General features: G+C 73.7%; 21 protein-coding genes, 1 tRNA gene and 1 pseudogene. 16 read left to right on the top strand and 7 right to left on the bottom strand.

Translation table 11 applies throughout. The annotated features are described in order from the left end of the window. Positions 1-95: 95 nt before the first annotated feature. Positions 96-170 (top strand) — tRNA-Val (locus tag ABTY56_RS31815). A 730-nt stretch (positions 171-900) separates the two neighbouring features. Here ABTY56_RS31815 and ABTY56_RS31810 read toward each other — a convergent pair. Continuing rightward, entirely contained in the window at positions 901-1071 is a 171-nt protein-coding gene (locus ABTY56_RS31810; protein WP_350632823.1) for a hypothetical protein, read from the bottom strand. A 35-nt stretch (positions 1072-1106) separates the two neighbouring features. On the opposite strand from ABTY56_RS31810, the gene ABTY56_RS31805 reads away from it, so the two are divergent. The 7 genes from ABTY56_RS31805 (at position 1107) to ABTY56_RS31775 (ending at position 10654) form a co-directional block, all read left to right on the top strand. Next, positions 1107-1811 (top strand): VIT1/CCC1 transporter family protein, encoded by a 705-nt coding sequence (locus ABTY56_RS31805; protein ID WP_350632822.1) that lies wholly within the window; start codon positions 1107-1109, stop codon positions 1809-1811. 156 nt (positions 1812-1967) lie between these two features. Further along, positions 1968-4529: an ATP-dependent Clp protease ATP-binding subunit gene (locus ABTY56_RS31800; RefSeq protein WP_502893228.1), complete on the top strand. Its 2562-nt coding sequence runs from the start codon at positions 1968-1970 to the stop codon at positions 4527-4529. A 112-nt stretch (positions 4530-4641) separates the two neighbouring features. Then, positions 4642-5952: a sensor histidine kinase gene (locus tag ABTY56_RS31795; protein WP_350632820.1), complete on the top strand. Its 1311-nt coding sequence runs from the start codon at positions 4642-4644 to the stop codon at positions 5950-5952. Beyond that, entirely contained in the window at positions 5949-6626 is a 678-nt protein-coding gene (locus ABTY56_RS31790) for a response regulator (protein WP_350632819.1), read from the top strand. The genes ABTY56_RS31795 and ABTY56_RS31790 overlap by 4 nt, the downstream gene beginning before the upstream one ends. Before the next feature lie 272 nt (positions 6627-6898). Continuing rightward, complete coding sequence (locus ABTY56_RS31785) at positions 6899-7186, top strand: SHOCT domain-containing protein (protein WP_350632818.1); 288 nt, start codon at positions 6899-6901, stop codon at positions 7184-7186. Further along, on the top strand, positions 7183-7938 hold the full coding sequence (locus ABTY56_RS31780) for an ABC transporter ATP-binding protein (protein ID WP_350632817.1): 756 nt from the start codon (positions 7183-7185) through the stop codon (positions 7936-7938). Before ABTY56_RS31785 ends, ABTY56_RS31780 begins: the two co-directional genes overlap by 4 nt. Positions 7939-8083: 145 nt before the next feature. Next, positions 8084-10654, top strand: a complete 2571-nt coding sequence (locus ABTY56_RS31775; RefSeq protein WP_350632839.1) for an ABC transporter permease — start codon at positions 8084-8086, stop codon at positions 10652-10654. Between the two features lie 41 nt (positions 10655-10695). On the opposite strand, the pseudogene ABTY56_RS31770 reads toward ABTY56_RS31775, so the two are convergent. The 3 genes and pseudogenes from ABTY56_RS31770 to ABTY56_RS31760 all read right to left on the bottom strand — a co-directional run bounded on the left by ABTY56_RS31770 (position 10696) and on the right by ABTY56_RS31760 (position 12378). Continuing rightward, positions 10696-11570: pseudogene (locus ABTY56_RS31770) on the bottom strand (metallophosphoesterase family protein). A 209-nt stretch (positions 11571-11779) separates the two neighbouring features. Continuing rightward, positions 11780-12163 (bottom strand): DUF4190 domain-containing protein, encoded by a 384-nt coding sequence (locus ABTY56_RS31765; protein ID WP_350632816.1) that lies wholly within the window; start codon positions 12161-12163, stop codon positions 11780-11782. Between the two features lie 59 nt (positions 12164-12222). Further along, entirely contained in the window at positions 12223-12378 is a 156-nt protein-coding gene (locus ABTY56_RS31760) for a hypothetical protein (protein ID WP_189918519.1), read from the bottom strand. A 120-nt stretch (positions 12379-12498) separates the two neighbouring features. Between ABTY56_RS31760 and ABTY56_RS31755 the strand changes: the two genes are divergently transcribed. The 6 genes from ABTY56_RS31755 to ABTY56_RS31730 all read left to right on the top strand — a co-directional run bounded on the left by ABTY56_RS31755 (position 12499) and on the right by ABTY56_RS31730 (position 19169). Further along, positions 12499-13128, top strand: coding sequence for a TetR family transcriptional regulator (locus ABTY56_RS31755; RefSeq protein WP_350632815.1), 630 nt, complete (start codon positions 12499-12501; stop codon positions 13126-13128). 152 nt (positions 13129-13280) lie between these two features. After that, positions 13281-14108 carry a S1 family peptidase gene (locus ABTY56_RS31750; RefSeq protein WP_350632814.1) on the top strand — a complete coding sequence of 276 codons (828 nt, stop codon included), beginning with the start codon at positions 13281-13283 and terminating at the stop codon, positions 14106-14108. A gap of 314 nt (positions 14109-14422) precedes the next feature. After that, positions 14423-15916: a S28 family serine protease gene (locus ABTY56_RS31745; RefSeq protein ID WP_350632813.1), complete on the top strand. Its 1494-nt coding sequence runs from the start codon at positions 14423-14425 to the stop codon at positions 15914-15916. 112 nt (positions 15917-16028) lie between these two features. Further along, positions 16029-16670 carry a TetR/AcrR family transcriptional regulator gene (locus tag ABTY56_RS31740; RefSeq protein ID WP_350632812.1) on the top strand — a complete coding sequence of 214 codons (642 nt, stop codon included), beginning with the start codon at positions 16029-16031 and terminating at the stop codon, positions 16668-16670. Continuing rightward, the gene (locus tag ABTY56_RS31735) at positions 16654-18288 is read left to right on the top strand and encodes an acyl-CoA dehydrogenase family protein (RefSeq protein ID WP_350632811.1); all 1635 of its coding nucleotides are present in this window, start codon (positions 16654-16656) and stop codon (positions 18286-18288) included. The genes ABTY56_RS31740 and ABTY56_RS31735 overlap by 17 nt, the downstream gene beginning before the upstream one ends. Next, the gene (locus ABTY56_RS31730) at positions 18285-19169 is read left to right on the top strand and encodes an amidohydrolase family protein (protein ID WP_350632810.1); all 885 of its coding nucleotides are present in this window, start codon (positions 18285-18287) and stop codon (positions 19167-19169) included. Before ABTY56_RS31735 ends, ABTY56_RS31730 begins: the two co-directional genes overlap by 4 nt. Before the next feature lie 73 nt (positions 19170-19242). Here the strand turns inward: ABTY56_RS31730 and ABTY56_RS31725 are convergent, their stop codons facing one another. Next, entirely contained in the window at positions 19243-20049 is an 807-nt protein-coding gene (locus ABTY56_RS31725; RefSeq protein WP_350632809.1) for an inositol monophosphatase family protein, read from the bottom strand. Positions 20050-20163: 114 nt separating this feature from the next. Between ABTY56_RS31725 and ABTY56_RS31720 the strand changes: the two genes are divergently transcribed. Together ABTY56_RS31720 and ABTY56_RS31715 are read left to right on the top strand one after the other, a co-directional pair. After that, positions 20164-21156, top strand: coding sequence for an Lrp/AsnC family transcriptional regulator (locus ABTY56_RS31720; RefSeq protein WP_350632808.1), 993 nt, complete (start codon positions 20164-20166; stop codon positions 21154-21156). A 163-nt stretch (positions 21157-21319) separates the two neighbouring features. Beyond that, the gene (locus tag ABTY56_RS31715) at positions 21320-21751 is read left to right on the top strand and encodes a hypothetical protein (protein ID WP_350632807.1); all 432 of its coding nucleotides are present in this window, start codon (positions 21320-21322) and stop codon (positions 21749-21751) included. A gap of 17 nt (positions 21752-21768) precedes the next feature. Here the strand turns inward: ABTY56_RS31715 and ABTY56_RS31710 are convergent, their stop codons facing one another. Both ABTY56_RS31710 and ABTY56_RS31705 read right to left on the bottom strand, forming a co-directional pair. Next, positions 21769-22659 (bottom strand): helix-turn-helix domain-containing protein, encoded by an 891-nt coding sequence (locus ABTY56_RS31710; RefSeq protein WP_350632806.1) that lies wholly within the window; start codon positions 22657-22659, stop codon positions 21769-21771. Between the two features lie 130 nt (positions 22660-22789). Beyond that, positions 22790-23272 carry a DUF2269 family protein gene (locus ABTY56_RS31705; RefSeq protein WP_350632805.1) on the bottom strand — a complete coding sequence of 161 codons (483 nt, stop codon included), beginning with the start codon at positions 23270-23272 and terminating at the stop codon, positions 22790-22792. Positions 23273-23513: the final 241 nt, after the last annotated feature.

Genomic DNA, 23513 nt, shown 5'->3' with positions numbered 1-23513 from the left:
GCCCCGCCCGCGCCCCACCCGACCGCCTGGCCCACACCACCCCCCGGGACCAGGTACCCTAGGCACTCGTCGTGCGCCCGCCGGGCCACGAACGGGGGCGCGTAGCTCAGTGGTAGAGCGCTGCTCTTACAAAGCAGATGTCGGCGGTTCGAAACCGTCCGCGCCCACCAGCGCAAGAGGCCCGCAGCGATCATGCTGCGGGCCTTTTGACATCAGTGACTGACGGCAGCCGCTGATGTCAGCCGGCCGTCCGGCGGCTCCTCAGCAACCGGTCCGCGTGCCCCAGTGCCTCCCGGCGGGTGTCCTGGGTAACGCTGTAGGCGTTCGCCGGCCCACCGCGGCGTCGCTGCGCCGGCTCCACGGTGGCAGGCGCCGGCTGGCCGAAGTCGATTCGGGCCGGAGCGGGCCTACGATCCGGTCCTGCCGCATGTCGAGCACGATGGCCGGGGCGACCCGGCATTCGGTGGTCCGGCCCGGGCGGGCGACGGGTTTCTGGGCACCCGACGTTGGCCTTGCCAAGGCTCCCGGGTGCCGGGTGCGGACCCGCGGCCGGGGGTGGTGGGGCGGGCGTTCGCGAACTCGCCGTTCCGGGCGGACGAGGTCGCGGTGGGGATGCTGCGGAGGGTGCGGGAGCACTGCCGCTTGGTGCTGGTGACCAATGCGACCTGTGGCTGGACGAGGACCTGGCGCACGAGGTGGTGAACAGGTCCGTGGTCGGCAGCGCCAAGCCGGAGCGGCGGATCTACGAGATCGCCGTGGAGCGCGCGGGGGCGGCGCCGGAGCTGTGCCTGTCGTCGACGACCGGCAGGAGAGCGTTGACGCGGCGGTGGCGTTGGGGATGGCCGGGGTGCTCTACCGGGGCCCGGAGGACCTGCGGAAGGCGTTGGCGCCGGTGTCGGGTCAGCAGTTGGTGCGGGCGCCGTCGTTGAGGTGGCGGGGCACGAGCTCGTCGAGCGGTCGGTGGGTGTGGTGCTGGGCCGGGAGGCGTGGCTGCCGGACGGGCTGTCGGCGGAGGTGCGGCTGCGGGTGGCGGGGGCGCGGGTGCAGGGCGAGGATCGGGGGGTCGGGCATGCTTCTGAGGCCGGACCCCTGGGAGCGCTGGACGGATGGCTGAGCAGGTCGGGGAGACGCGGGCGGAGCTGTCGTCGCGCCTGAACCGGCTGCGGGCGGCGGTGCTGGGGGCCAACGACGGTGTGGTGTCGACGGCCGGCATCGTGACCGGTGTGGCGGGCGCGGCCGGTTCGCGGACGGCCCTGCTGGCGGCCGGGGTGGCCGGGCTGCTGGCGGGGGCGATGTCGATGGCGGCCGGCGAGTACGTGTCGGTCAGCACTCAACGGGACACCGAGCGGGCTGCGTTGGCGAAGGAGCGGCGGGAGCTGGCGGAGGACCCGGAGGGGGAACTCGACGAACTCACCGACTACTACCGGGGCAGCGGGCTGACGGACGACCTGGCGCGGGACGTGGCGGTGGCGCTGACCGAGCGGGACGCGCTCGCGGCCCACGCGCAGACCGAACTCGGCATCGACCCGGAGGCGTTGACCAATCCCTGGGAGGCGGCGCTGGCCAGCGCGGCCGCGTTCACGCTGGGCGCGCTGGTGCCGCTGCTGGCGGTGCTGCTGCCGCCGGAGTCGTGGCGGCTGCCGGTGACGGTGGTGTCGGTGGTGGCCGCGCTCACCCTGTCGGGCTGGGCGAGCGCCAGGATGGGCGGGGCCGGTCCGGCGCGGGCGGTGGGGCGCAATGTGGCGGGCGGGCTGCTGGCGATGGCGGTGACGTACAGCGGCGGTGTGCTGCTGGACCGTTTCACGGGCTGACACCGCGGCGGCGGGAGGGCCGGGCGGGGCGTCCGCGGGACCGGGGCGGACGGCGTGTCACGGCGTGTCATGGTGACGTCCGGCTCGAGGGGCGAGGTCGTGCGGCCTGTGTTTGTGTGGCTGCAAACCGCTTGGGAGAGGTGACTCGTCGTGACCATGCCCCCGTTCGGATCGAACGATCCGTTCTCCGACCTGCTCAGCCGGTTCTTCGGGATGAGCCCGATGGCCTCCCCGCCCGCCGTGCAGCGGGTGCCGATCGGGCGGCTGCTCAGCGAGTCCTCGCAGGAGTTGCTGGCGCTGGCGGCGCAGCGTGCGGCCGAGGACGGTTCCAGCGACCTCGACACCGCCCACCTGGCCTGGGCGGCCACCCGGGTGGACCTCTCGCGGCGGATGCTGGAACGCGCGGGCATCGACCCCGACCAGCTGTCCGCGGACCTGGAGCACGCCCTGCCGTCCGGCGGTGCCGGCAGGGTGGAGGGGCAGCCGGCGCTCACCCCCGCGGCCAAGCGCGCGCTGCTCGCGGCGCACGCCCGTTCGCAGGCGGCCGGTGCCTCGTACATCGGGCCGGAGCACATCCTCGGCGCGCTGCTGGACCAGGAGCGCTCGGGCGCGGGTGTGGCGCTGCGCAACGCGGCACCCTCGCAGGAGTCGCTGGAGTCGGTGCTGGAGGCGCGCGGCGCCGGCGGCGAGCGCGGCGGTGCGGGCGCGCGGCCGAGCGAGACGCCGACGCTGGACGAGTACGGGCGCGACCTCACGGAGGAGGCGCGCTCGGGCCGGTTGGACCCGGTGGTCGGGCGGGCCGAGGAGATCGAGCAGACCGTCGAGATCCTCTCCCGGCGGACCAAGAACAACCCGGTACTGATCGGCGAGCCGGGCGTCGGCAAGACCGCGATCGTCGAGGGCCTGGCCCAGCGGATCGTCTCCGGGGACGTGCCGCGGAGCCTGCGGGAGAAGCGGGTGGTCACCCTCGACCTGACCGCGCTGGTGGCCGGCTCCAAGTACCGGGGCGAGTTCGAGGAGCGGTTGAAGAGCGTGATCGACGAGGTCACGGCGGCCGAGAAGAGCGTGATCCTGTTCCTGGACGAGCTGCACACCGTGGTCGGCGCGGGCGGTGGCGGCGAGGGCTCGATGGACGCCGGCAACATCCTCAAACCGGCGCTCGCCCGCGGTGAGTTGAGCGTGGTCGGCGCGACGACGCTGGACGAGTACCGCAGGCACGTGGAGAAGGACGCCGCGCTGGAGCGCCGCTTCCAGCCGGTGCTGGTGCCCGAGCCGAGCGTCGAGGAGACCGTCGAGATCCTGCAGGGGCTGCGCGACGCCTACGAGGCGCACCACCAGGTGCGGTTCACCGACGCGGCGCTGGACGCGGCGGCGACGCTGTCCGACCGGTACGTCAGCGACCGCTTCCTGCCCGACAAGGCGATCGACCTGCTGGACCAGGCGGGTGCCCGGGTGCGGCTGCGTAGCCTGAGCGGGTCCACCGAGGCGACCGGGGTGCAGGACCGGATCACCAAGCTGAGGCGGGAGTTGGAGGAGGCCGTCGCGGACGAGGAGTTCGTCCGGGCCGCCAACCTGAAGACCGAGCTGCGGCAGACCGAGGACGAGCTGGCGGCGATCGCCGAGTCCCGCGAGGAGGTCGTCGACGTGACGGCCGACGACATCGCGCAGGTGCTGTCCTCCCGCACGGGCATCCCGGTCGCGGAGCTGAACGCGACCGAGAAGGAGCGGCTGCTCAAACTGGAGCAGCACCTGCACGAGAGGGTGATCGGTCAGGACGAGGCGGTCACCGCCGTCGCCCAGGCGGTGCGCCGCGGCCGGGCCGGGATGGGCGACCCGGAGCGGCCGACCGGCTCCTTCCTCTTCCTCGGCCCGACCGGCGTCGGCAAGACCGAGCTGGCGAAGGCGCTGGCGGCGCTGCTGTTCGGCGACCCGGACCGGATGATCCGCTTCGACATGAGCGAGTTCCAGGAGAAGCACACCGTCTCCCGGCTGGTCGGCTCCCCGCCCGGGTACGTCGGCTACGACGAGGCCGGGCAGCTGACCGAGGCGGTGCGCCGCAAGCCGTACAGCGTGCTGCTCTTCGACGAGGTGGAGAAGGCGCACCCGGACGTCTTCAACCTGCTGCTCCAGGTGTTGGACGACGGGCGGCTGACCGACTCCCAGGGGCGTACGGTCGACTTCCGGAACACCGTGGTGATCATGACCAGCAACATCGGCTCGCAGCGGATCCTGGACCGGGCGGGGAACGTCGATGCCAGGAGCGGAGCTCCTGATCCAGCGCTGCGCGACGACCTGATGCGCGACCTGCGGCAGCACTTCCGGCCGGAGTTCCTCAACCGGATCGACGAGGTGATCGTCTTCCACGCGCTCACCAGGAAGGACCTGCTGTCGGTGGTGGACCTGCTGCTGGAGCGCAGTCGGCGTCGGCTGCGGGCCCAGGACGTCCGGCTGGAGGTCACCGAGGCGGCCAAGGAGTACCTGGTCAACCGCGGGTACCAGCCGGAGTTCGGGGCCCGGCCGCTGCGCCGGACGATCCAGTCGGAGCTGGACAACCGGATCTCCAACCTGCTGCTGGCCGGCTCCGTACAAGAGGGGGACACGCTGATCGCGGACGTGAGCGACGGCGAGCTGGTGGTGACGATGGCGCGGCCGGAGACGTCGGCGACCTTCGAGGAGGCGGAGGAGAAGGCACAGGCTGCAGCCGCCGCGGGACGCTGAGGGGAGCAGGGACGGGTGCGGGCGTACTCCGGCGGGAGTACGCCCGAACGCCACCGGTGGAGGACGCGTCGGAGCGGAACCCGGGTCTAGCGTTTCGGGCATGATGCCGCCCATGTCCCCGTCACCGGAACCGGATCCGGAGCAGCGCGAGCAGCGCGAGCCGCGTGCGTCGCGTGCGTCGCGCGAGCCGTCGGAGCGGCCGGAGCGGTCGGTGCCGCGCTCGCCGTCGGAGCCGCCCGAGCACCGCGAGCCGCCCGAGCCGTGGCGCCCGCCGTGGGTGCGGGCGCGCCTGCCGGTGGGGCTGGCGGTCGGCGTCGCGGCGGTCCAGGTGGTCGGCTCGACCTTCGCCGCGCACAACCAGCCCGGGCGCGCCCCGCTGGACGCGTTCGGCTACGTGCTGCTGCTGCTCGGGCCGGCCCTGCTGGTGCTGCGCCGGCGGCGGCCGGTGGCGGTGGTGGCCGGCACCTCGGTGGCCACCGCGGCCTACCTGGCCGCCGGCTACCCGTACGGGCCGGTCTTCCTGAGCTGGCTGATCGCCTGCAGTGTGGCGATCGGCGCCGGGCACCGCCGGGCGGCCTGGGCGGGCCTGGCCGGGGTGTACCTGGTGCACGTGCTGGTGACCTTCGTGCTGCCGGAGAGCTGGCAGCGCGCACCCGGGCACGGGGTCGCCTGGCAGGAGGAACTGGGCCTGCTGGCCTGGCTGCTGCTGGTGATGGCGATCGCCGAGATCGTCCGGTTCCGGCGCGAGCGGATCGCCGCCCACCGGGCCTACCGGCAGCAGCTGGAGGAGCGCCGGGCGAACGAGGAACGGCTCAAGATGGCCCGGGAGTTGCACGACATCCTGGCGCACAGTCTGTCGCTGATCAACATCCAGGCGGGGGTCGCGCTCGCGCTGCTCGACCGGCGGCCGGAGGAGGCCCGCACTGCGCTGGTCACCATCAAGTCGACCAGCAAGGAGGCACTCGGTGAGGTCCGCCAGGTGCTCGCGACGCTGCGCGGGCCCGGGGCGGCGCCGCGCGGTCCGGCCCCGGGGCTGGACCGGTTGGACGAACTCACCGCGCAGGCCGACCGGGTGGGCCTGGAGGCCGAGGTGCACGAGCGCGGCGAGCGGCGCGCGCTGTCCGCAACCGTCGACCTCACCGCCTTCCGGATCGTCCAGGAGGCGCTCACCAACGTCATCCGGCACTCGGCGGCCCGGCAGGCGGTCGTGGTGCTGGACTGGAGGGATCCCGCGGTGCTGGTGGTCCGGGTCGAGGACCCGGGCCCGGCCGTGGTCGCGGACGTCGGAGGGTCCGGCAGCGGACTGGTCGGGATGCGGGAACGCGCGGCCGCGTTCGGTGGCACCATCACGGCGGGGCCGCTGCCCGGCGGCGGCTTCCGGGTCCGGGCGGAGCTGCCGACACCGAAGGCGGGGAGTGAGTGATTCGGGTACTGCTGGCGGATGACCAACTGCTGGTCAGGGCGGGCTTCCGGGCCCTGCTCGACCTGCAGGACGACCTCACGGTGGTCGGCGAGGCGGACGACGGGGAGGCGGCGCTGCAGCTCGCCCGCGAACTCGTGCCGGACGTCGTGCTGATGGACATCCGGATGCCACGGATGGACGGCCTGGAGGCGACCAGGAGGATCGCCGAGGACCCGGCGCTGTCCTCCGTACGGGTGGTCGTGCTGACCACCTTCGAGCTGGACGAGTACGTCTTCGAGGCGCTGCGGTCCGGGGCGGCGGGCTTCCTGGTCAAGGACACCGAGCCGGCCGACCTGCTGCGGGCGATCCGGGTCGCGGTCGCGGGGGACGCCCTGCTCTCGCCGGGGGTGACCAGGCGGCTGATCGGCGAGTTCGCCGCCCGCTCCAAGGCGCCCGAGGCCGCGCCGAAGGGGCTCACGGACATCTCGGCGCTGACCGAGCGGGAGCGCGAGGTGCTGGCGCTGGTCGGGATGGGGCTGTCCAACGAGGAGATCGCCCGGCGCCTGGTGGTCAGCCCGCTGACGGCGAAGACGCACGTCAGCCGGGCGATGGTGAAGCTCGGGGCGCGCGACCGGGCGCAACTGGTGGTGCTGGCCTACGAGTCGGGGCTGGTGCGGCCGGGCTGGCTGGGCTGACGGCCCTTCCGGGGCGGGCCGTGCGGCGGAGGGCCCTTCCGGCGGCCCTTCCCGGGGAGAGCGGCCGTCCCGGTGCGGCTACTCCGGGCCCTGCGTGTCACCGGCCCTGGCTACTCCCGGCCCGGCGTGTCACCGGCCGTCCGTACTCTCCCGGGAGTATCCCGACTGCCGCTGCCGGTAGGACGCGCGATGAGACCCCTCGGCGGGACGCTCAAGGCACCTCGGGAACCGCCCGAGGTCCTGGAGGCCCACAGCCGAGGAGATGACCCACCATGTACACGCAGCTGGCCGATTGGCACGGGCCCGGGCCGTGGATCCTGCTGATCCCCCTGGTCTGGATCGCCGTGGTGTTCCTGGTGATCGTGGTGCTGCGCCGCACGGTCTGGCGGCGTCGCGGCTGCGGCTTCGGGTACGGCGCCGGATCCGCCGCGGAGCACCCGCTGGCCGTCCTGGGGCGCCGCTACGCGGAGGGCGACATCGACGCCGAGGAGTACCGCGCCAAGCGGGCCGTGCTCAGCGAGTCGGCCCGGGAGGACACCCGGGGAGGCGGTGCCAGGTGACCACCCTCGACGTCGTACGCGGCACCGCCGCGCGGGTCGCCGACGCCGTGAAGATCCACGGCGTCGGCGGCACCGAGGTCCGGGCGCTGGACCATGTCACGGTGGAGTTCCCGGCCGGGCGCTTCACCGCGATCATGGGCCCCTCCGGCTCCGGCAAGTCCACCCTGATGCACTGCGCGGCCGGGCTGGACACGCTCACCGCCGGCACCGCCTGGATCGGGGACACCGAGCTCGGCTCGCTGAGCGACCGGCGGCTCACGCTGCTGCGCCGGGAGCGGATCGGCTTCGTGTTCCAGGCCTTCAACCTGGTGCCCACGCTCACCGTCCGGGAGAACATCACCCTCCCCCTCGACCTGGCCGGGGCCACCCCCGACGGGGCCTGGCTGGAGACGCTGATCGACGTGGTCGGCCTCGGTGACCGGCTGCAGCACCGCCCGATCGAGCTCTCCGGCGGCCAGCAGCAGCGGGTCGCGGTGGCCCGGGCGCTGGCCGGGCGTCCGCAGGTGGTCTTCGCCGACGAGCCGACCGGCAACCTCGACTCCCGCACCGGCGGCGAGGTGCTCGGCCTGCTGCGCCGGGCGGTGGACGAGATGGGGCAGGCCGTGGTCATGGTCACCCACGACCCGACGGCCGCCGGCTGGGCCGACGAGGCGCTGTTCCTCGCCGACGGCCGGCTGGTCGACCGGATGGAGCGGCCCAGCGCCGACCTGGTGCTGGACCGGATGAAGGCCTTCGAACGGGGGCGGTCATGAGCGAGCGGTGGAGGTGTCCACGGACGGCGGGGAGGTGCCCCGGTCCTGCGGGGAGGTGCCCCCGGACGGTGGCCGGGGCAGAGCAGGTCGTCGAACGGCGCGCACGGGCGAATGCCCTTGCCGGGCGAAGCGAGGCGCGCGCATGATGCCGGTCACGCTCCGCCTCAGCCTGCGCTCGCTGCGCGCCCACCGGCGGCGGCTGGCCGGCACCCTGCTGTCCATCCTGCTCGGGGTGAGCTTCCTGACGGGCACCATGGTGCTGGGCGACACCCTGCGCGCCAACTTCGACACCCTCTTCGCCGACGCCAACGCGGGCACCGACGTCGTGGTCCGCAGCGCCGACGTCCTGGACTCCCAGGGCACGGCCGGCGGGGTGCGGGCGCCGGTGGAGGCGGCGCTCGCCGACGGGCTGCGCTCGGTTCCGGGCGTGGCCGCCGCCGAGCCCTCCGTCCAGGGCGCGGGCCAACTCATCGGCAGCGACGGCAAACCGATCGGCGGTCAGGGCCCGCCCACGCTGGCGGGCAACTGGCTCGCCGACGGCCGGCTCAACCCGTACCGACTGGCCGAGGGCCGGGCACCGGCCGCTCCGGGCGAGGTGGTGGTGAACCGCGGCGCGGCGCGGACGGGCGGGCTGCACCTCGGTTCGACCACCGTGCTGCGCACCCCCGATCCGGTGCCGGTCACCGTCGTCGGCATCGCCACCTTCGGGGCGAGCGCGGACGGCATGGGGCCGAGCACCTTCACCGCGATGACCTTCGCGGACGCCGAGCGCCACCTCACGCCCAAGGGCGCGGGGCAGGCCTCCTCGATCCAGGTCCGGGCGGCGGGCGGGGTCTCGCAGCGGGAGCTGGTCGACCGGATCGCCCCGCGGCTGCCCGCCGGCGTCCAGGCGATCACCGGTGCGGCGGCCACCCAGGAGTCCACCCAGCTGCTGTCCGGGCGGTTCCTGACCATGTTCACCACGCTGCTGCTGGTTTTCGCCGGGATCGCGCTGCTGGTGGCGACGTTCACCATCCACAACACCTTCGCCATCGTGGTCGCCCAGCGCAGCCGGGAGAACGCGCTGCTGCGGGCGCTCGGCGCGGTGCGCGGCCAGGTGCTCGGGGCGACGCTGGCGGAGGCGCTGGCGGTGGGCCTGCTGGCCTCGCTCGGCGGGCTGCTGGGCGGGATCGGGGTGGCGACCGGACTCAAGGCGCTGTTCTCGGTGCTCGGCTTCGCCCTGCCGACCGGCGGCATGGTGATCAGCGCGGCCGCCGTCCTCCTGCCGCTGTCGGTCGGAACGCTGGTCGCGGTGGGTTCGGCGTTGCTGCCGGCCGTCCGGGCCGGGCGGACGGCTCCGCTGGCGGCACTGCGGGACACCGGCGTCGACCGGGCGGCGCAGGGGCGCTCGGGCGTCGTCCGCTCGGCGCTCGGGGGACTCCTGCTGGCCGGGGGCGTCCCGGTGGCGGTCCTCGGTGCGACGGACGGTCCGTCCGTCCTGCTGACGGCGGCCGGGGCGGTGGCGGTGCTGCTGGGCACGGTGGTGCTCGGGCCGGTCGCCGCGGCCTTCGCGGTCCGGGCACTGGGCGCGCCGCTGCCCAGGCTGCGCGGGGTCTCCGGGGTGCTGGCCCGGCGCAACGCGGCCCGCAACCCGCGCCGGACGGCGGCCACGGCGAGCGCGCTGATGATCGGGGTCGCCGTGGTCACGCTGTTCACCGTCTTCGGCGCGTCGATCAGGGCCACCCTGGACGACACGGTGAGCAAGTCCTTCGCGGGCGATCTCGCCGTCACCACCGCCTCGTTCGGAGCCGGCGGCAGCGGGATCAGCCCCAGGGTGGCGGACGCCCTGGCCGGGCTGCCCGAGGTGCGCCAGACGGTCGGGCTCGGCCGGGGCGTCGCCCGGATCGACGGGCACGGCCGGACGCTGGACGTCACCGACCCTGCCCGGCTGCCCGGCATCGTCGACCTCGGCCGGGTCGACGGCTCGCTGGACGCACTCGGCACGGACGGGCTGGCGGTCTCCCGCAGCGAGGCGCAGCAGCACGGCTGGCGGCTCGGACAGACCGTCACCGTGGGCTTCACCGACGGCGCGAGCGGCCCGTTCACCATCCGCGCGCTCTACGAGAGCGGCGGGCTGGCCGGGGACTACCTGATGACCAGGCAGGCCTGGGCCCCGCACCGGGGGCAGGACGCCGACACCGTGGTCGCGGTCGGGCTGCGCGACGGCGTGTCGCCGGGCGCCGGAAAGGCGGCGGTCGAGAAGGCGCTGGTGCCCTTCGGCAGTCCGCAGGTGCAGGACCGGGCCGAGTACGCCAAGAGCGCGGCCTCCGGCGTGGACACGATGCTCTCGGTGGTCTACGCGCTGCTGGCGCTGGCGGTGCTGATCGCGTTGCTGGGCATCGCCAACACGCTGACGCTGGCGGTGCACGAGCGGACCAGGGAGCTGGGGCTGCTGCGGGCGGTCGGCCAGACCAGAGCTCAGCTGCGCGGCATGGTGCGCTGGGAGTCGGTGCTGGTGGCGGCCTTCGGGACGGTCGGCGGGCTGGGGCTCGGCGCGTTCCTCGGCTGGGCCCTGGTGCGGGCCTCGGACAGCGCCGGGACGGGGTCCTTCGCGATACCGCCCGCGCAGCTGGCCGTGGTCCTGGCGGCCGGGCTGCTGGCGGGCGCGGTGGCGGGCCTGCGCCCGGCGGGCCGGGCGGCGCGGCTGGACGTCCTGCGGGCGATCGCGACGGAGTAGGAGGGAGTGGGGACGGCGAGGCGGTGGCCCGCCGGGGCGGGTCAGTCCGCGGCCGGCGGGAACACCTCGCGCAGCAGCGGGTCCGGCAGGCCGCGCTTGTGCCACTCGCGCGGGTAGCCCAGCGAGACCTCCTCGAAGGGCACGCCGTCGTAGCTGGTCTTGCGGGGGATGTGCAGGTGGCCGTAGATCATCGCCGCGGTGTTGAAGCGGCGGTGCCAGTCGGCGGTCAGCTCGGTGCCGCACCACTGGGCGAACTCGGGGTACCAGAGGATCTCGGTGGGGTGGCGGACCAGGGGGTAGTGGTTGACGAACACGAGCGGAACGTCGGGGTCGCAGGCCGCCAGCCGCTCCTCGGTCAGCCGGACGCGCTCGCGGCACCAGGAGTCGCGGTCCGGGAACGGGTCGGGGTGGAGCATCCGCTCGTCCGCGCAGACGATGCCGCTCTCGTACGCGGCCGCCAGGGACTCCTCCTTGGTGGTCGTGCCCGGCGCACGGAAGGAGTAGTCGTACAGGAGGAAGAGCGGGGCGATGCGGACGGGTCCGCCCGCGCCCTCCCAGACCGGGTAGGGGTCCTCGGGGGTCACCACACCGAGACTGCGGCAGAGCTCCACCAGGTGCTCGTAGCGGGCCACGCCGCGCAGCTGGACCGGGTCCTCGGGGTGGTCCACAGTTCGTGGTTGCCGGGCACCCACACCACCCGCGCGAAGCGCTCGGCGAGCAGGCGGAGGGCCCACTCGATGCTGGTGGTGAGTTCGGCGACGTCACCGGCGACGAGCAGCCAGTCGTCGGGGTGGGTGGGCTGGAGCTTCTCCACCAGGTCGCGGTTCTCCTGGTAGGAGATGTGCAGATCGCTCACCGCGAGCAGCCGTCCGCCCGTCGGGGCGGGCCGTGCGTCGCTGCGGTTCTCCGTGGTCACTCCTGCCCCCTGAGGTGGTCCGGTCGATGTGGCCACCCTACGTGGCCGGCCGGGGGAGCGGGGCGGGTTGAAGGGATCAGTTGTTCGACTGTCCGGCTGCGGAGTTGAGGGCGGTTCGGGGTCCGGGGGCGGCTCGGGACTCGGGCTTCGGCTCGGGACTCGGGCTTCGGCTCGGGAGCCGGGCGGCCGCCCGGCTGTCGGAGGGCGGTTCAGGAGCCGAGGTCCATGAGCACGCCGTGGGAGGTCGCGGTGGTGACGGCGAGGATCGTCAGCGAGGCGATGCCGAGCACCAGGCCGAGGACGGCGCGGCCGCGGCGGCTGGTGCCGCGGACCAGGGCCAGGGTGGCGAGGGTGATGGCGATCGGGCCCAGGACGATGTTGAAGAGCAGCAGGCCCGGGAGGCCGAGGAGGAAGGAGGCGACGGCCAGGTTGTCGGCCTCGGCGGTCTCCCGGCGGTCGACGCCCTGCCGGTCGACGCCCTGCCGGTCGACGCCCTGCCGGTCGACACCCTGTCGGTTGGCGTCCTGCCGCTCGGCGTCCTGGTGGGTGACGCCCTGTCGGCCTACGTTCTGAGGGGTGGTGACGGTGCTCATGGCTGTGCGGGTCCTCTCTGGTGCGGGAGTGGACGGGGTGCGGTCCGGAAGCGTCCGGGTCAGCGGTGGCGCAGCCGGGCGATGCCCTCGCGGGCGCCGAAGGCGAGCAGCCAGGCGGTGATGGCGGCGGAGGCGGCGAGGAAGACCGGGAGCGAGGTGTGGGCGGCGGTGCCGATCAGGACGGCCATGGCGACCAGGGCGGAGAACAGGATCACGACTGACTCCTTCGGCTGCGGCGGTGGCTGCGCCGCTTTCGGTTGACAAGTGTTCACTGACTTCGGCATCACTCTACCTCCGGCTGGCCAAGTTCGGCAAACGACTGTTTACTGAATGGCGTGAGTCACACCGTAGGGGCCAGACAGGCCCAGAAGCAGCAGAGTCGGCGGGCGTTGCTGGACGCGGGGTTGCACCTGCTGGCCGATCAGAACCTGGCGAGCCTGGGCGTCCGCGAGGTCACCCGGGAGGCCGGGCTCTCCCCGGCCGCGTTCTACCGGCACTTCCCGGACCTCGCGGCCCTCGGGGTCGCGCTGGTCGAGGAGTCGCTGGCCAGCGTGCACGTCATGATCCGTGCGGTGCTCGCCGAGGCCGGCGGCGCCGAGGAACTGATCGACCGCGCGGTGGACGTGATCGAGCGGCACGTCCGTGAGCACCGGTCGCACGTCCGCTTCCTGGCGCGCGAACGGCACGGCGGGGTCCGGCGGGTGCGCGAGGCGATCGACGCCGAACTCGACCGGTTCGCCACCGAGGTGGGGGCCGCGCTGGCGCTGCAGCCGGTGTCGCAGGGGTGGAGCGAGCGGGATCTGCGGATGCTCGCCGAGTTGTATGTGGACCACATGGTGTCCACGGCGTCCGCCTTCCTGGAGGCGCAGGAGGCCGACTCGCCCCGGGAGCAGCGGATCGCCGCCACCGCGCGCCTCCAGCTGCGCCTGATCAGTCTGGGGCGGCGGCACTGGCAGGGGAGTTGACGCACGCGGCGAGGGGGTCCGCGGGCGCCCCGGCCCCGCGGGGGTGGTAACCGGCCATTGCGATCGGGACGGTTTCTTGGTCTTGCTTTGACTCTTGACAGTGAGTCATGTCCGCGACAGCTTTGGTGGACCCCCACACCGAGAGGTCTCTCATGAAGAAGCCGCTCATAGGCATGCTCGCCACGCTCCTGGCCGCCGGGGCCACCACCCTCGCGGGAGCCTCCCAGGCCCAGGCCGCCCCCTCGGCCACCGTCAACTTCGCCGGCACGGTCGCGCTCAGCAACTGCTCCGGCTCGCTGGTGCGGATGCCGGGCTCGGCCGCGAGCGACCCCGCGCTCGTGCTCTCCAACGGCCACTGCCTGGAGAGCGGGATGCCCGGCCCCGGCCAGGTCGTCCTCAACCAGTCCTCCAGTCGGACCTTCACCCTGCTCAGCGCCACCGGCGGCCGCCTCGCCACCCTGCGCGCGACCAAGGTGGTCTACGGCGCGATGACCGACACCGACGTGTCGATCTACCAGCTCAACACCAGCTACTCCTCGATCCAGTCCCGGTACGGGATCGCGCCGCTGACCATCGCCGCCACCCATCCCGTCCAGGGCACCTCGATCCGGGTCGTCTCCGGCTACTGGAAGAAGATCTACTCCTGCTCGGTGGACGGGTTCGCCTACCGGCTGAAGGAAGCCGACTGGACCTTCAAGGACTCGGTCCGCTACACCTCGGGCTGCAACGTGATCGGCGGCACCTCCGGCTCGCCGGTGGTCGACGCCTCGTCCGGCCAGGTGGTCGCCGTGAACAACACGATCAACGAGAGCGGCGAGAGCTGCACCCTGGACAACCCCTGCGAGGTCGACCAGAGCGGCGCCGTGACGGTGCACCAGGGCATCGGGTACGCCCAGGAGACATACGGGATCCCGGCCTGCTTCGCCGCCGGGAACCGACTCGACCTCACCCTCCCGGGCTGCACGCTGCCCCGCCCGTAGCCCCGCCCGTGGTCGCGCACCGTAGGCACGAGCCGTAGCCGCGCACCGTAGGGCCGCACCCGTTCCGGCCGGAGCACCCGACCGGCCGGAACCTGGAACCGCAGCCCGGAACGCGGGCTCCGGAAACCAGCTGATCCAGCTGACCCACCCGGCACGGCAGCGCAACCCCAGTGACCAGCACCTTTACCCCGATGGGTCATCCGCCGACGGTGGATGACCCATTCGGCCGTCCACCGGGCGGCCGCCGCACCACCCGCACCGCAGAGTTGTGCCCACGAGGCGGCAGTCATGTCCGTTGACCAGATGGAGAGTTGATGACCACCACGCTGCGAAGGCTGCTGGTTTCCACCCTGCTGATACCGCTGCTCGCGTTCGGCGGCCTGGCGGCCCCGGCGCTGGCCGCCGACGCCCAGGGCGCCCCGGAGGCCGGGGCGGCCCACGGCCGGAGCCCCGCCGACGACCCGAACGCCGACATCAAGGACCGCCTGGCGGCCATCCCCGGGGTGACCGTCACCGAGGAGAAGCCGACCGACGCCGACCACCGCTACTTCATCGCCACCTACACCCAGCCGATCGACCACCTCCGCCCCTGGCTGGGCACCTTCCAGCAGCGCTTCAGCCTGCTGCACCGGGGCTACGACCGTCCGACCGTCTTCTACACCAACGGTTACACCCTGGGCACCAATCCGTCCCGCACCGAGCCGACCCGGCTGGTGGACGGCAACCAGGTCTCCATCGAGTACCGCTTCTTCACCCCCTCGCGCCCCGAGCCGGCGGACTGGTCCAAGGCCGGCATCCGCCAGCAGGCCGCCGACTCGCACAGGCTGGTGACCGCGCTCAAGCGGATCTACCAGCAGGAGTGGCTCTCCACCGGCGCCAGCAAGGGCGGCATGTCCTCCACCTACTACCGCCGCTTCTACCCGGACGACGTGGCCGGCACGGTCGCCTACGTCGCGCCGAACAACACCGACGTCAACGACTACGCGGCGTACACCCAGTTCTTCCGCACCGTCGGCACCCAGGAGTGCCGGGACCGGCTGAACGCCGCCCAGCGCGAGCTGCTGGTGCGCCGGGACCGCCTGGAGGCCCGCTACGTCGCCGACAACAAGGCGGCCGGCTCCACCTTCACCACCCTCGGCACCCCGGACCGCGCGTACGAGGCGGGCGTGCTCGACGTGGTCTGGGCGTTCTGGCAGTACAGCCTGGAGGCCGACTGCGCCAAGGTCCCGGTGGCCGCCACCGCGACCGACGACGAGCTGTACGCCTGGTTCGACGCCCAGTCGGGCATCACCGGCAACAGCGACCAGTCGCTGGCGAAGTACACCGCGTACTACTACCAGGCCGCCACCGAGCTGGGCGCGCCGTTCTTCGACGTCTCGTACCTCAAGGACCTGCTGCACTACGACTACAAGGAGCTCTACTCGGCCCGCTCCTACGTGCCGAAGGAGATCCCGACCGTCTTCAACCCGTACGCGATGCCCGACATCGACCGCTGGGTGAAGCGCGAGGGCGAGCGGATCATGTACGTCTACGGGGGCAACGACCCGTGGGGCGCCAAGCCGTTCCGCCTCGGCCGTGGCAGTGAGGACAGCTACGTCTACACCGTGCCCGGCGGCAACCACGGCTCCAACATCGGCAAGCTGCCCGCCGAGCAGTCCGCGGAGGCCACCGCCAAGGTGCTGGAGTGGGCCGGCCTGGGTGATCAGAACACCGCCCGCTCGCTCGCCAAGTCGCCGCAGGCGATCCCGGCCTTCGGCCCGCTGGACGTCGAGGGCCAGCGCCTGGAGCAGGAGCGCCACCCGCTGTAGCGCCTGAGCGAACCGGGCCACCCGTGACAGGAGGCCGCCCCGCTGCCCGGGGCGGCCTCCTTCTGTCGGTCGGCCCCTCCCCGAAGCAGTGAATCGGTGCTTCAATGCTTTCATGGCCTACCGACGCACGCCCGCCGTACAAGCCCGCCTGGATGCCCAGCGGGAGGCGGTGCTGCAGTCGGCGGTCGGGCTGCTCGCGGAGCGTGGTTACGGCGGGTGCACGATGGCCGCCGTCGCGGACCGGGCGGGGATCGCCACCGGGAGCGTCTACCAGCACTTCGCCAACAAGGCCGAGCTGTCGGTGCAGCTGTTCCGTCGGGTGGTCACCCGCGAGATCGACGCGGTCAACGCGGCCGTCGCCCTGCGGGACACCCCGCAGGAGCGGATCGCCGCCGTGGTCGAGACCTTCGCCGCCCGCGCCCTGCGCGCGCCCCGGCTGGCGTACGCGCTGCTGGTCGAGCCGGCCGACGCGGTGGTGGACGGGGAGCGCCTGGTGTTCCGGCGGGCGTTCCGCGATGTGATCGCCACCGAGATCGCCGCGGCCGTGGCGAGCGGCGAACTGCCCGAGCAGGACCCGGTGCTGACCGCCGCCGCCCTGGTCGGCGCGGTCGGCGAGGCGCTGGCCGGCCCGCTCTCGGCCATGCCCGAAAGCCACGGGGTCACCGACCCCCGGAAGGCCACCGCCGAGGTGGTCCCCGCCCTGGTCTCCTTCACCCTGCGTGCCCTGGGAGGACGCGATGACAGCGACGCATGAGGTCACCAACCAGGTGCCCCTGCCGTACGGACACGACACCGCCGCCGACCCCGCCCTGCTGGCCGCCCTGCGGCGGGCCGGTGCCGGCTGGGCCGAGCCGGAGCTGCGCGAGTTGGGCCGGCTGGCCGGCTCCGAGCAGGCCGCCGAGTGGGGCCGGCTGGCCAACGAGAACCCGCCGGTGCTGCGCACCCACGACCGCTTCGGCCACCGGATCGACGAGGTGGAGTTCCACCCGTACTGGCACGAGCTGATGCGCACCGCCGTCTCGTACGGTCTGCACGCCGCGCCCTGGCGGGACGAGCGCCCCGGCGCCCACACCGCCCGCGCCGCCAAGTTCTTCGTCTGGGGCCAGGTCGAGGCCGGCCACACCTGCCCGATCTCGATGACCTACGCCGCCGTCCCGGCACTGCGCGCGAACCCTTCCCTGGCAGGGGAGTTGGAGCCGCTGCTGACCGCGAAGGAGTACGACTTCGGGCTGCGTGAGCCGCGCACCAAGCGCGGGCTGATCGCCGGCATGTCGATGACCGAGAAGCAGGGTGGCTCGGACGTCCGCACCAACACCACCACCGCGGCTCCGCAGCCGGACGGCACCTACCGGATCACCGGCCACAAGTGGTTCACCTCAGCGCCGATGTCCGACCTGTTCCTGACGCTCGCCCAGGCCCCTGGCGGACTCAGCTGCTTCGTGCTGCCGCGGATCCTCCCGGACGGCAGCCGCAACCGCCTGCACCTGATGCGGCTCAAGGACAAGCTCGGCAACAAGTCCAACGCCTCGGCCGAGTTGGAGTACGACGGAGCGGTCGGCTGGCTGGTCGGCGAGGAGGGCCGTGGGGTGCCGACCATCATCGAGATGGTCAACATGACCCGCCTGGACTGCACCATCGGCGCCGCCTCCGGCATGCGCTACGGCGCCACCCGCGCCGTCCACCACACCCTGCACCGGCGGGCGTTCGGCAAGCCACTGGTCGACCAGCCGCTGATGCGCAACGTGCTGGCCGATCTGGTGGTGGAGTCCGAGGCGGCCACCACCGTCGCGATGCGGCTCGCGCAGTCCACCGACCTCGCCCTGGCCGGGGACGAAACCGAGTCGCTGGTACGGCGGTTGGGCCTGGCGGTGGCCAAGTACTGGGTGTGCAAGCGCGGTCCGGCGCACTCTGCCGAGGCGCTGGAGTGCCTGGGCGGCAACGGCTACGTGGAGGAGTCGGGGATGCCCCGGCTCTACCGCGAGGCGCCGCTGGTGTCGATCTGGGAGGGCTCCGGCAACGTCGCCGCGCTGGACGCGCTGCGCGCGATGGCCAAGCGCCCGGAGAGCGTCGAGGCCTTCCTCGGCGAGATCGACGCCGCCGCCGGCGCGGACCGCCGACTGGACACCGCCGTCGCCGCGCTGCGAAAGGAGCTCACCGACCTGACCGACCTGGAGTACCGCACCCGCCGACTGGTCGAGTCGATGGCGCTGGCCTTCCAGGGCTCGCTGCTGGTCCGGTACGGCGACCCGGCGGTGGCCGACGCGTTCTGTGCCAGTCGGCTGGGCGGCGACCACGGTACGGCCTTCGGCACCCTGCCGGCCGGGGTCGACACCGGGGCGATCATCGACCGGGCCCGCCCGGTGCCGGCATGAGCGAGGCCGCGGAGGTCCGCGCGTTCTGGCAGGCCCTGGGCCTGCCAGGGCTGATCGATGTGCACACCCACTTCATGCCGAAGAATGTCCTCGACAAGGTGTGGGCGTACTTCGACGCGGCCGGCCCGCTCATCGACCGGCCCTGGCCGATCACCTACCGCGAGGCCGAGGGTGAACGCGTCCGCCGGCTCAGGGAGTTCGGGGTGCGGGCGTTCACGTCCATGCTCTACCCGCACAAGCCGGGCATGGCCGCCTGGCTGAACGCCTGGGCCGTCGACTTCGCCGCGCGCACCCCGGACTGCCTGCACACCGCGACCTTCTTCCCCGAGCCCGAAGCGGCCGGCTACGTGGCCCGGGCGATCGAGGACGGCGCCCGGGTGTTCAAGGCGCACCTGCAGGTCGGCGGCTACGACCCGACGGACCGGCGGCTGGACGAGGTCTGGGGCCTGCTCGCCGAGACCGGCACCCCGGTGGTCACGCACTGCGGATCCGGGCCGGTGGCGGGCAAGTTCACCGGCCCCGGCCCGATCGGCGCGGTGCTGGAGCGGCACCCGCGGCTGGTCCTGGTGGTCGCCCACCTCGGCATGTCCGAGTACCGCGACTTCCTCGACCTCGCCGAGCGCCACCCGTCCGTCCGGCTGGACACCACCATGGCGTTCACCGACTTCGCCGAGGCCGGCGACCCGTTCCCGCGCGGGGAACTGCCGCGACTTCGGGGCCTGCAGGACCGGATCCTGCTCGGCAGCGACTTCCCCAACATCCCGTACCGGTACGTCCACCAACTGGAGGCGCTGGCCGGGCTGGACCTGGGGGAGGAGTGGCTGCGGGCGGTCTGCCACGACAACGCGGCACGGCTCTTCGGCATCGGGACGGGAGGCTGACCACCGTACGGGGGCTGACCACCGCGCGGGGGCTGACCACCGTACGGGGGCTGACCACCCGTACGGGGGCCGATCACCGCACGGCGCGCAGCACCTCCAGGGCTCGCGCGTGCAAAGCGGGCGCGGCGGCCAGGAAGCCGTCGGAGCCGGCCGTCCAGGCCGCTCCGGCGGTGTCCGTCACCGCCGCGCCCGCCTCGCTCGCGATCAGCGCGCCGGCCGACAGGTTGCCCGCGTCCTGCCCGTACTCCCAGAACAGCGCCAGGTGCCCGGAGCCGACCTGGGCCACCTGCAGCGCGGTCGGGCCGAGGTTGCGCACCGCGAGCACCGCGCCCGCCATGACGGACAGCGACTCGCCCGCCCGGCGCAACGCCACCGGGTCCCCGGCCACCTGCGGCGGTTGGCTGGTGGCGGCGACGGTGATCGCCAACTCGCGCTCCAGCGGGGCGATCGGGCGCCCGTCCAGCTCGGCGCCGCCGCCCAGGACCGCCCGGTAGGTCCGTCCGCCGTCCAGCTCCGGGGCGTGCACCACGGCCAGCACCGCGGCGCCGTCCCGGACCAGCGTGGCGGTGACCGCCCAGTGCGGGTGGCCCAGCAGGTACTGCACGGCGCCGTCGGTCGCGTCGCACAGCCACCACTCGCCCTCGGCGGGCACCGAACCGTCCAGCTCCTCCGGCACCCAGCCGGCCTGCGGACGCAGCGCGGTCAGTCGCCGCCGCAGTTCGGCGGCGGCCGGGCCGTCCAGTTCGGCGAAGCGGGCCCGGGCCTCCTCGACCGTGCGCGCCGTGATCGGGTCGGTGGACCGACGGGCCGCCAGCTTCGCGCCGACCTCGCGCACCACGGCCTCCACGCCCCGGGCCAGTGTCCACAGCTCGTTCGTCACGGTGACTCCTCGTTGTTCCCGGGCCGGTCCGCTCCGGCCTCGCGGGACAAGGAGTACCGTCAGGGCTGCCGAACAGGACGCCCAAGCCGCCGACAATGGCGGGGATCGGACACCATGGACCTCTCCGCTGCCGATCCGGACGCCGTGCTGGACTCCCTCGACCGCCGCCTGGTCTGCGCCCTCCAGGTGGACGGCCGGGCCGAGCCCGGCCGGATCGCCGAGGTGCTGGGCGTCTCCGCCCGGACGGTCACCCGCCGCCTGGCCCGGATGCGGCAGGCCGGGGTGCTGCGGGTGGTCCGGATGCCCGACGTCGAGGAGGCCGCCGTGGGCGCGCTGCTGCTGCGGGTCCGGGTGTTGAGCGGCCGGGTGGACGCCATCGCGCAGGCGCTGGCCGACCGCTCCGACGTCCCCTTCGTCGATGTGATGCTCGGCGGCCACGAGGTCGGCGCGGTCATGCTGACCGACGCCGGGGCCCGCGACCGGCTGCTGTACGGACAGTTGCCCGCGACCAGCGCCGTCACCGAGACCACCACCCACGCCGTCCTGCACGCCTTCGCCGACGCCGGGCAGTGGCGGGCCGGCCACCTGACCGAGGAGGAGGCCGCCGCGCTCACCCGGCCCGCCGCGCCGCGCCCCACCGCACCCCCGCCCCTGGACGGCCTCGACCGCGCCTTGCTGGAGCGGCTGGGCGAGGACGCCCGGCAGTCCCACGCCGTCCTGGCCGCGGCCGTCGGCGCGCCCGAGTCGACGGTGCGCCGCCGACTGCACCGGCTGGACGACCTCGGCCGGCTGCGCACCCACGCCACCGTCGACCCGCAGCTGCTCGGCATGGCCGTGGACGCCAACCTCTGGCTGGACGTGCCACCCGGCCGGCTCGCCGAGGTCGGTACGGCCCTGGCCCGCCACCCGCAGGTGCACGGGGTGTTCGCCACCAGCGGCCCGACCAACCTGCTGGCCACGCTGTTCTGCGCGGACCACGGTGAGCTGTACCGCTTCCTCACCGACAGCCTCGGTCCGCTGGGGGCCGCCCGGGTCGAGACGACGATCACCGCCCGCGCGGTGAAGCGGGCGGGCGTCCTGCTCCGTCAGCCGCCCCGGAGGTCATGACGGTGGGCGTGACGGCGGCCGTGACGGGGGCGAGGGGAGGCCGGACGGACGGTCCGTTACCTGCGGGGTAATCGACGCCGGGTTCCGGGCCGGGCAGGGTGGAGGCAACCCGGTGCGGCCGCCACGGCCCCGGGCTCCCACCCCCGACAGGAGGCGATCCGCCATGTCCGTCCACGCGAACTCCCTGACCCCCGCCCGGCCGGGATCCGCCTTCTCGCCGCGGACGGTGCGCGGCACGCTCACCCTGGACGCCCTGGTCACCGGTGGCAACGGCCTGGCCTACCTGGCCTTCTCCGGCCCGCTCGGCGACCTGCTCGGGGCCGCCCGCGCCACCGTGCTCGACCTCGGGCTCCTGCTCACCGGCTACGCCGTCGTGGTCGGCGTGCTGGCCGCCCGCCGACAGCCGCCGGCGCTCGGCGTGCGGGCGGTGATCGACGTCAATCTCGCCTGGGTGGTGGTCAGCCTGGTCGCGATGGAGGCGTGGCTGGAGCCGACCACCGCCGGGTTCGTCTGGATCCCGTTGCAGGCCGCGGCGGTGGGCCTGTTCGCCGTGCTGCAGTTCACCGCCCTGCGCCGGAGCAGCAGGCGGGGCTGACCCGGAGCGGGCGGTCGCTACGGCTGACGCTCCGGCCCCACCGAGGACTGCAGGAACCGCACCGTCTCCGCGTCGGCCGGGAGGAAGGTCTCCATGGCCAGCTCGGAGACGGTCACGTCCAGCGGCGTGTTGAAGGTCGCGATGGTGGAGAGGAAGGAGAGCACCCGCCCCTCGTGGCGGATCCGTATCGGCAGCGCGAAGGGGAAGCCGTCCTCGGCCGATCCACCGGCCGATCCACCGGCCGATCCACCGGCCGATCCGCCCGCCGATCCGCCCGCCGATCCGCCCGCCGGGTCGTCGTCCGGCTCGGGGTAGCCGCGGACCTCCTCGTACAGCCGCCGCAGCGGCTCGGCGCGGACCAGCTCCAGTTGGCGCTCCATCCGCTCCAGCAGGTGCCGCCGCCACTGCCGCAGGTTGACGATGCGCGACGCCAGCCCGTCCGGGTGGAGGGTGACCCGGACGGCGTTGAGCGGCGGCTGCAACAGGTGCGGGGCGACCCCGTCCAGGAGCAGCCCGAGCGAGCGGTTGGCCGCCAGCACCCGGAAGCTCCCGTCGACGACGACCGCCGGGTACGGGTCGTGGGCGGCCAGCAGCCGCTCCATGCCGCCGCGCAGCGCGGCCATCGAGGGATCGTCCAGCGGCGTCTCGGGGTAGTGCGGGGCGTAGCCGGCCGCGAGCAGCAGGGTGTTGCGCTCGCGCACCGGGACGTCCAGCTGCTCGGCCAGTCGCAGCACCAGCTCCCGGCTGGGGCGGGAGCGGCCGTTCTCGACGAAGCTGAGGTGGCGGGCCGAGGAATCCGCCCGCAGGGCCAGTTGCAGCTGGCTGAGCTGCCGTCGTACCCGCCAGCCGCGAAGCAGCGGTCCGACGCCGGTTCCCGCCGGGCTGCCCATGCCCGCCATGATCGTCATGGCCCAGGACGCTACTCGAACGAGCCCGGTCCGCGGGAGGGGGCGAGGGGTGTCCGCCGGATCGGACGGATCGGGGGATCCCGGGGAGGCGCGGAATCGTGGGGATCCGGAGAATCCGGGGTCCGGGGGATCAGACGCCGGTGCTGGAGCCCGGCCGGATGACCATGAGCACCACGACCACGGCCCACAGCAGGTTGAAGACCCCGGCCGTCATCGGCAGCAGGCGCAGGCCGTTGACGGCCTTGGTGCGCTGCTCGTCCGCCGGGTCGAGGGCGAGGGCGTCCACCGCGGCCTGCTGGCCGGGCAGGACGAAGAGCAGCAGGGAGAGCGCGGCGATCGCGGTCAGCACCATGGAGACGATCACCCAGGACTGGCCCATCACGTCCATCACCTGGGCCAGGCCGATGCCCAGCACCGGCACGGCGACCCCCAGCAGCGCGTAGACCTGGGTGATCCGGTGCAGGACGCGCAGCACGCCCGCGTCGGAGGCCTGGTCCGGACCGCCGGCCAGCGCGGCCTTCGCCCGGCGCGGGAACATGCTGACGGCCACCGCGACCGGGCCTATGAACAGGACCGAGACGAGGACGTGCAGGCTCAGCAGGAACTTGGCCATGGCGGGGCACCTTTTGGATCCGGTGGGGAGCTGGGAAGCGGGCGCGTGCGGTCGGCGTGCCCACGACCAGGCACGCTAACACCGCTTATTCACGGGCCCACCGCTCGGGTGGGCGGTACGGGCGCCCCGCCCCCGCGACGGCCCTCGCCCCCGCGACGGCCCTCGCCCCCGCGACGGCCCTCGCCCCCGCGACGGCCCTCGCCCCCGCGACGGCCCTCGCCCCCGCGACGGCCCTCGCCCC

It is taken from the genome of Kitasatospora sp. NPDC097691, from assembly GCF_040302665.1.
Taxonomy (GTDB): domain Bacteria; phylum Actinomycetota; class Actinomycetes; order Streptomycetales; family Streptomycetaceae; genus Kitasatospora.
The sequence above is the reverse complement of the archived record's forward strand: the minus strand, read 5'-3'. Positions and strand labels throughout refer to the sequence as shown.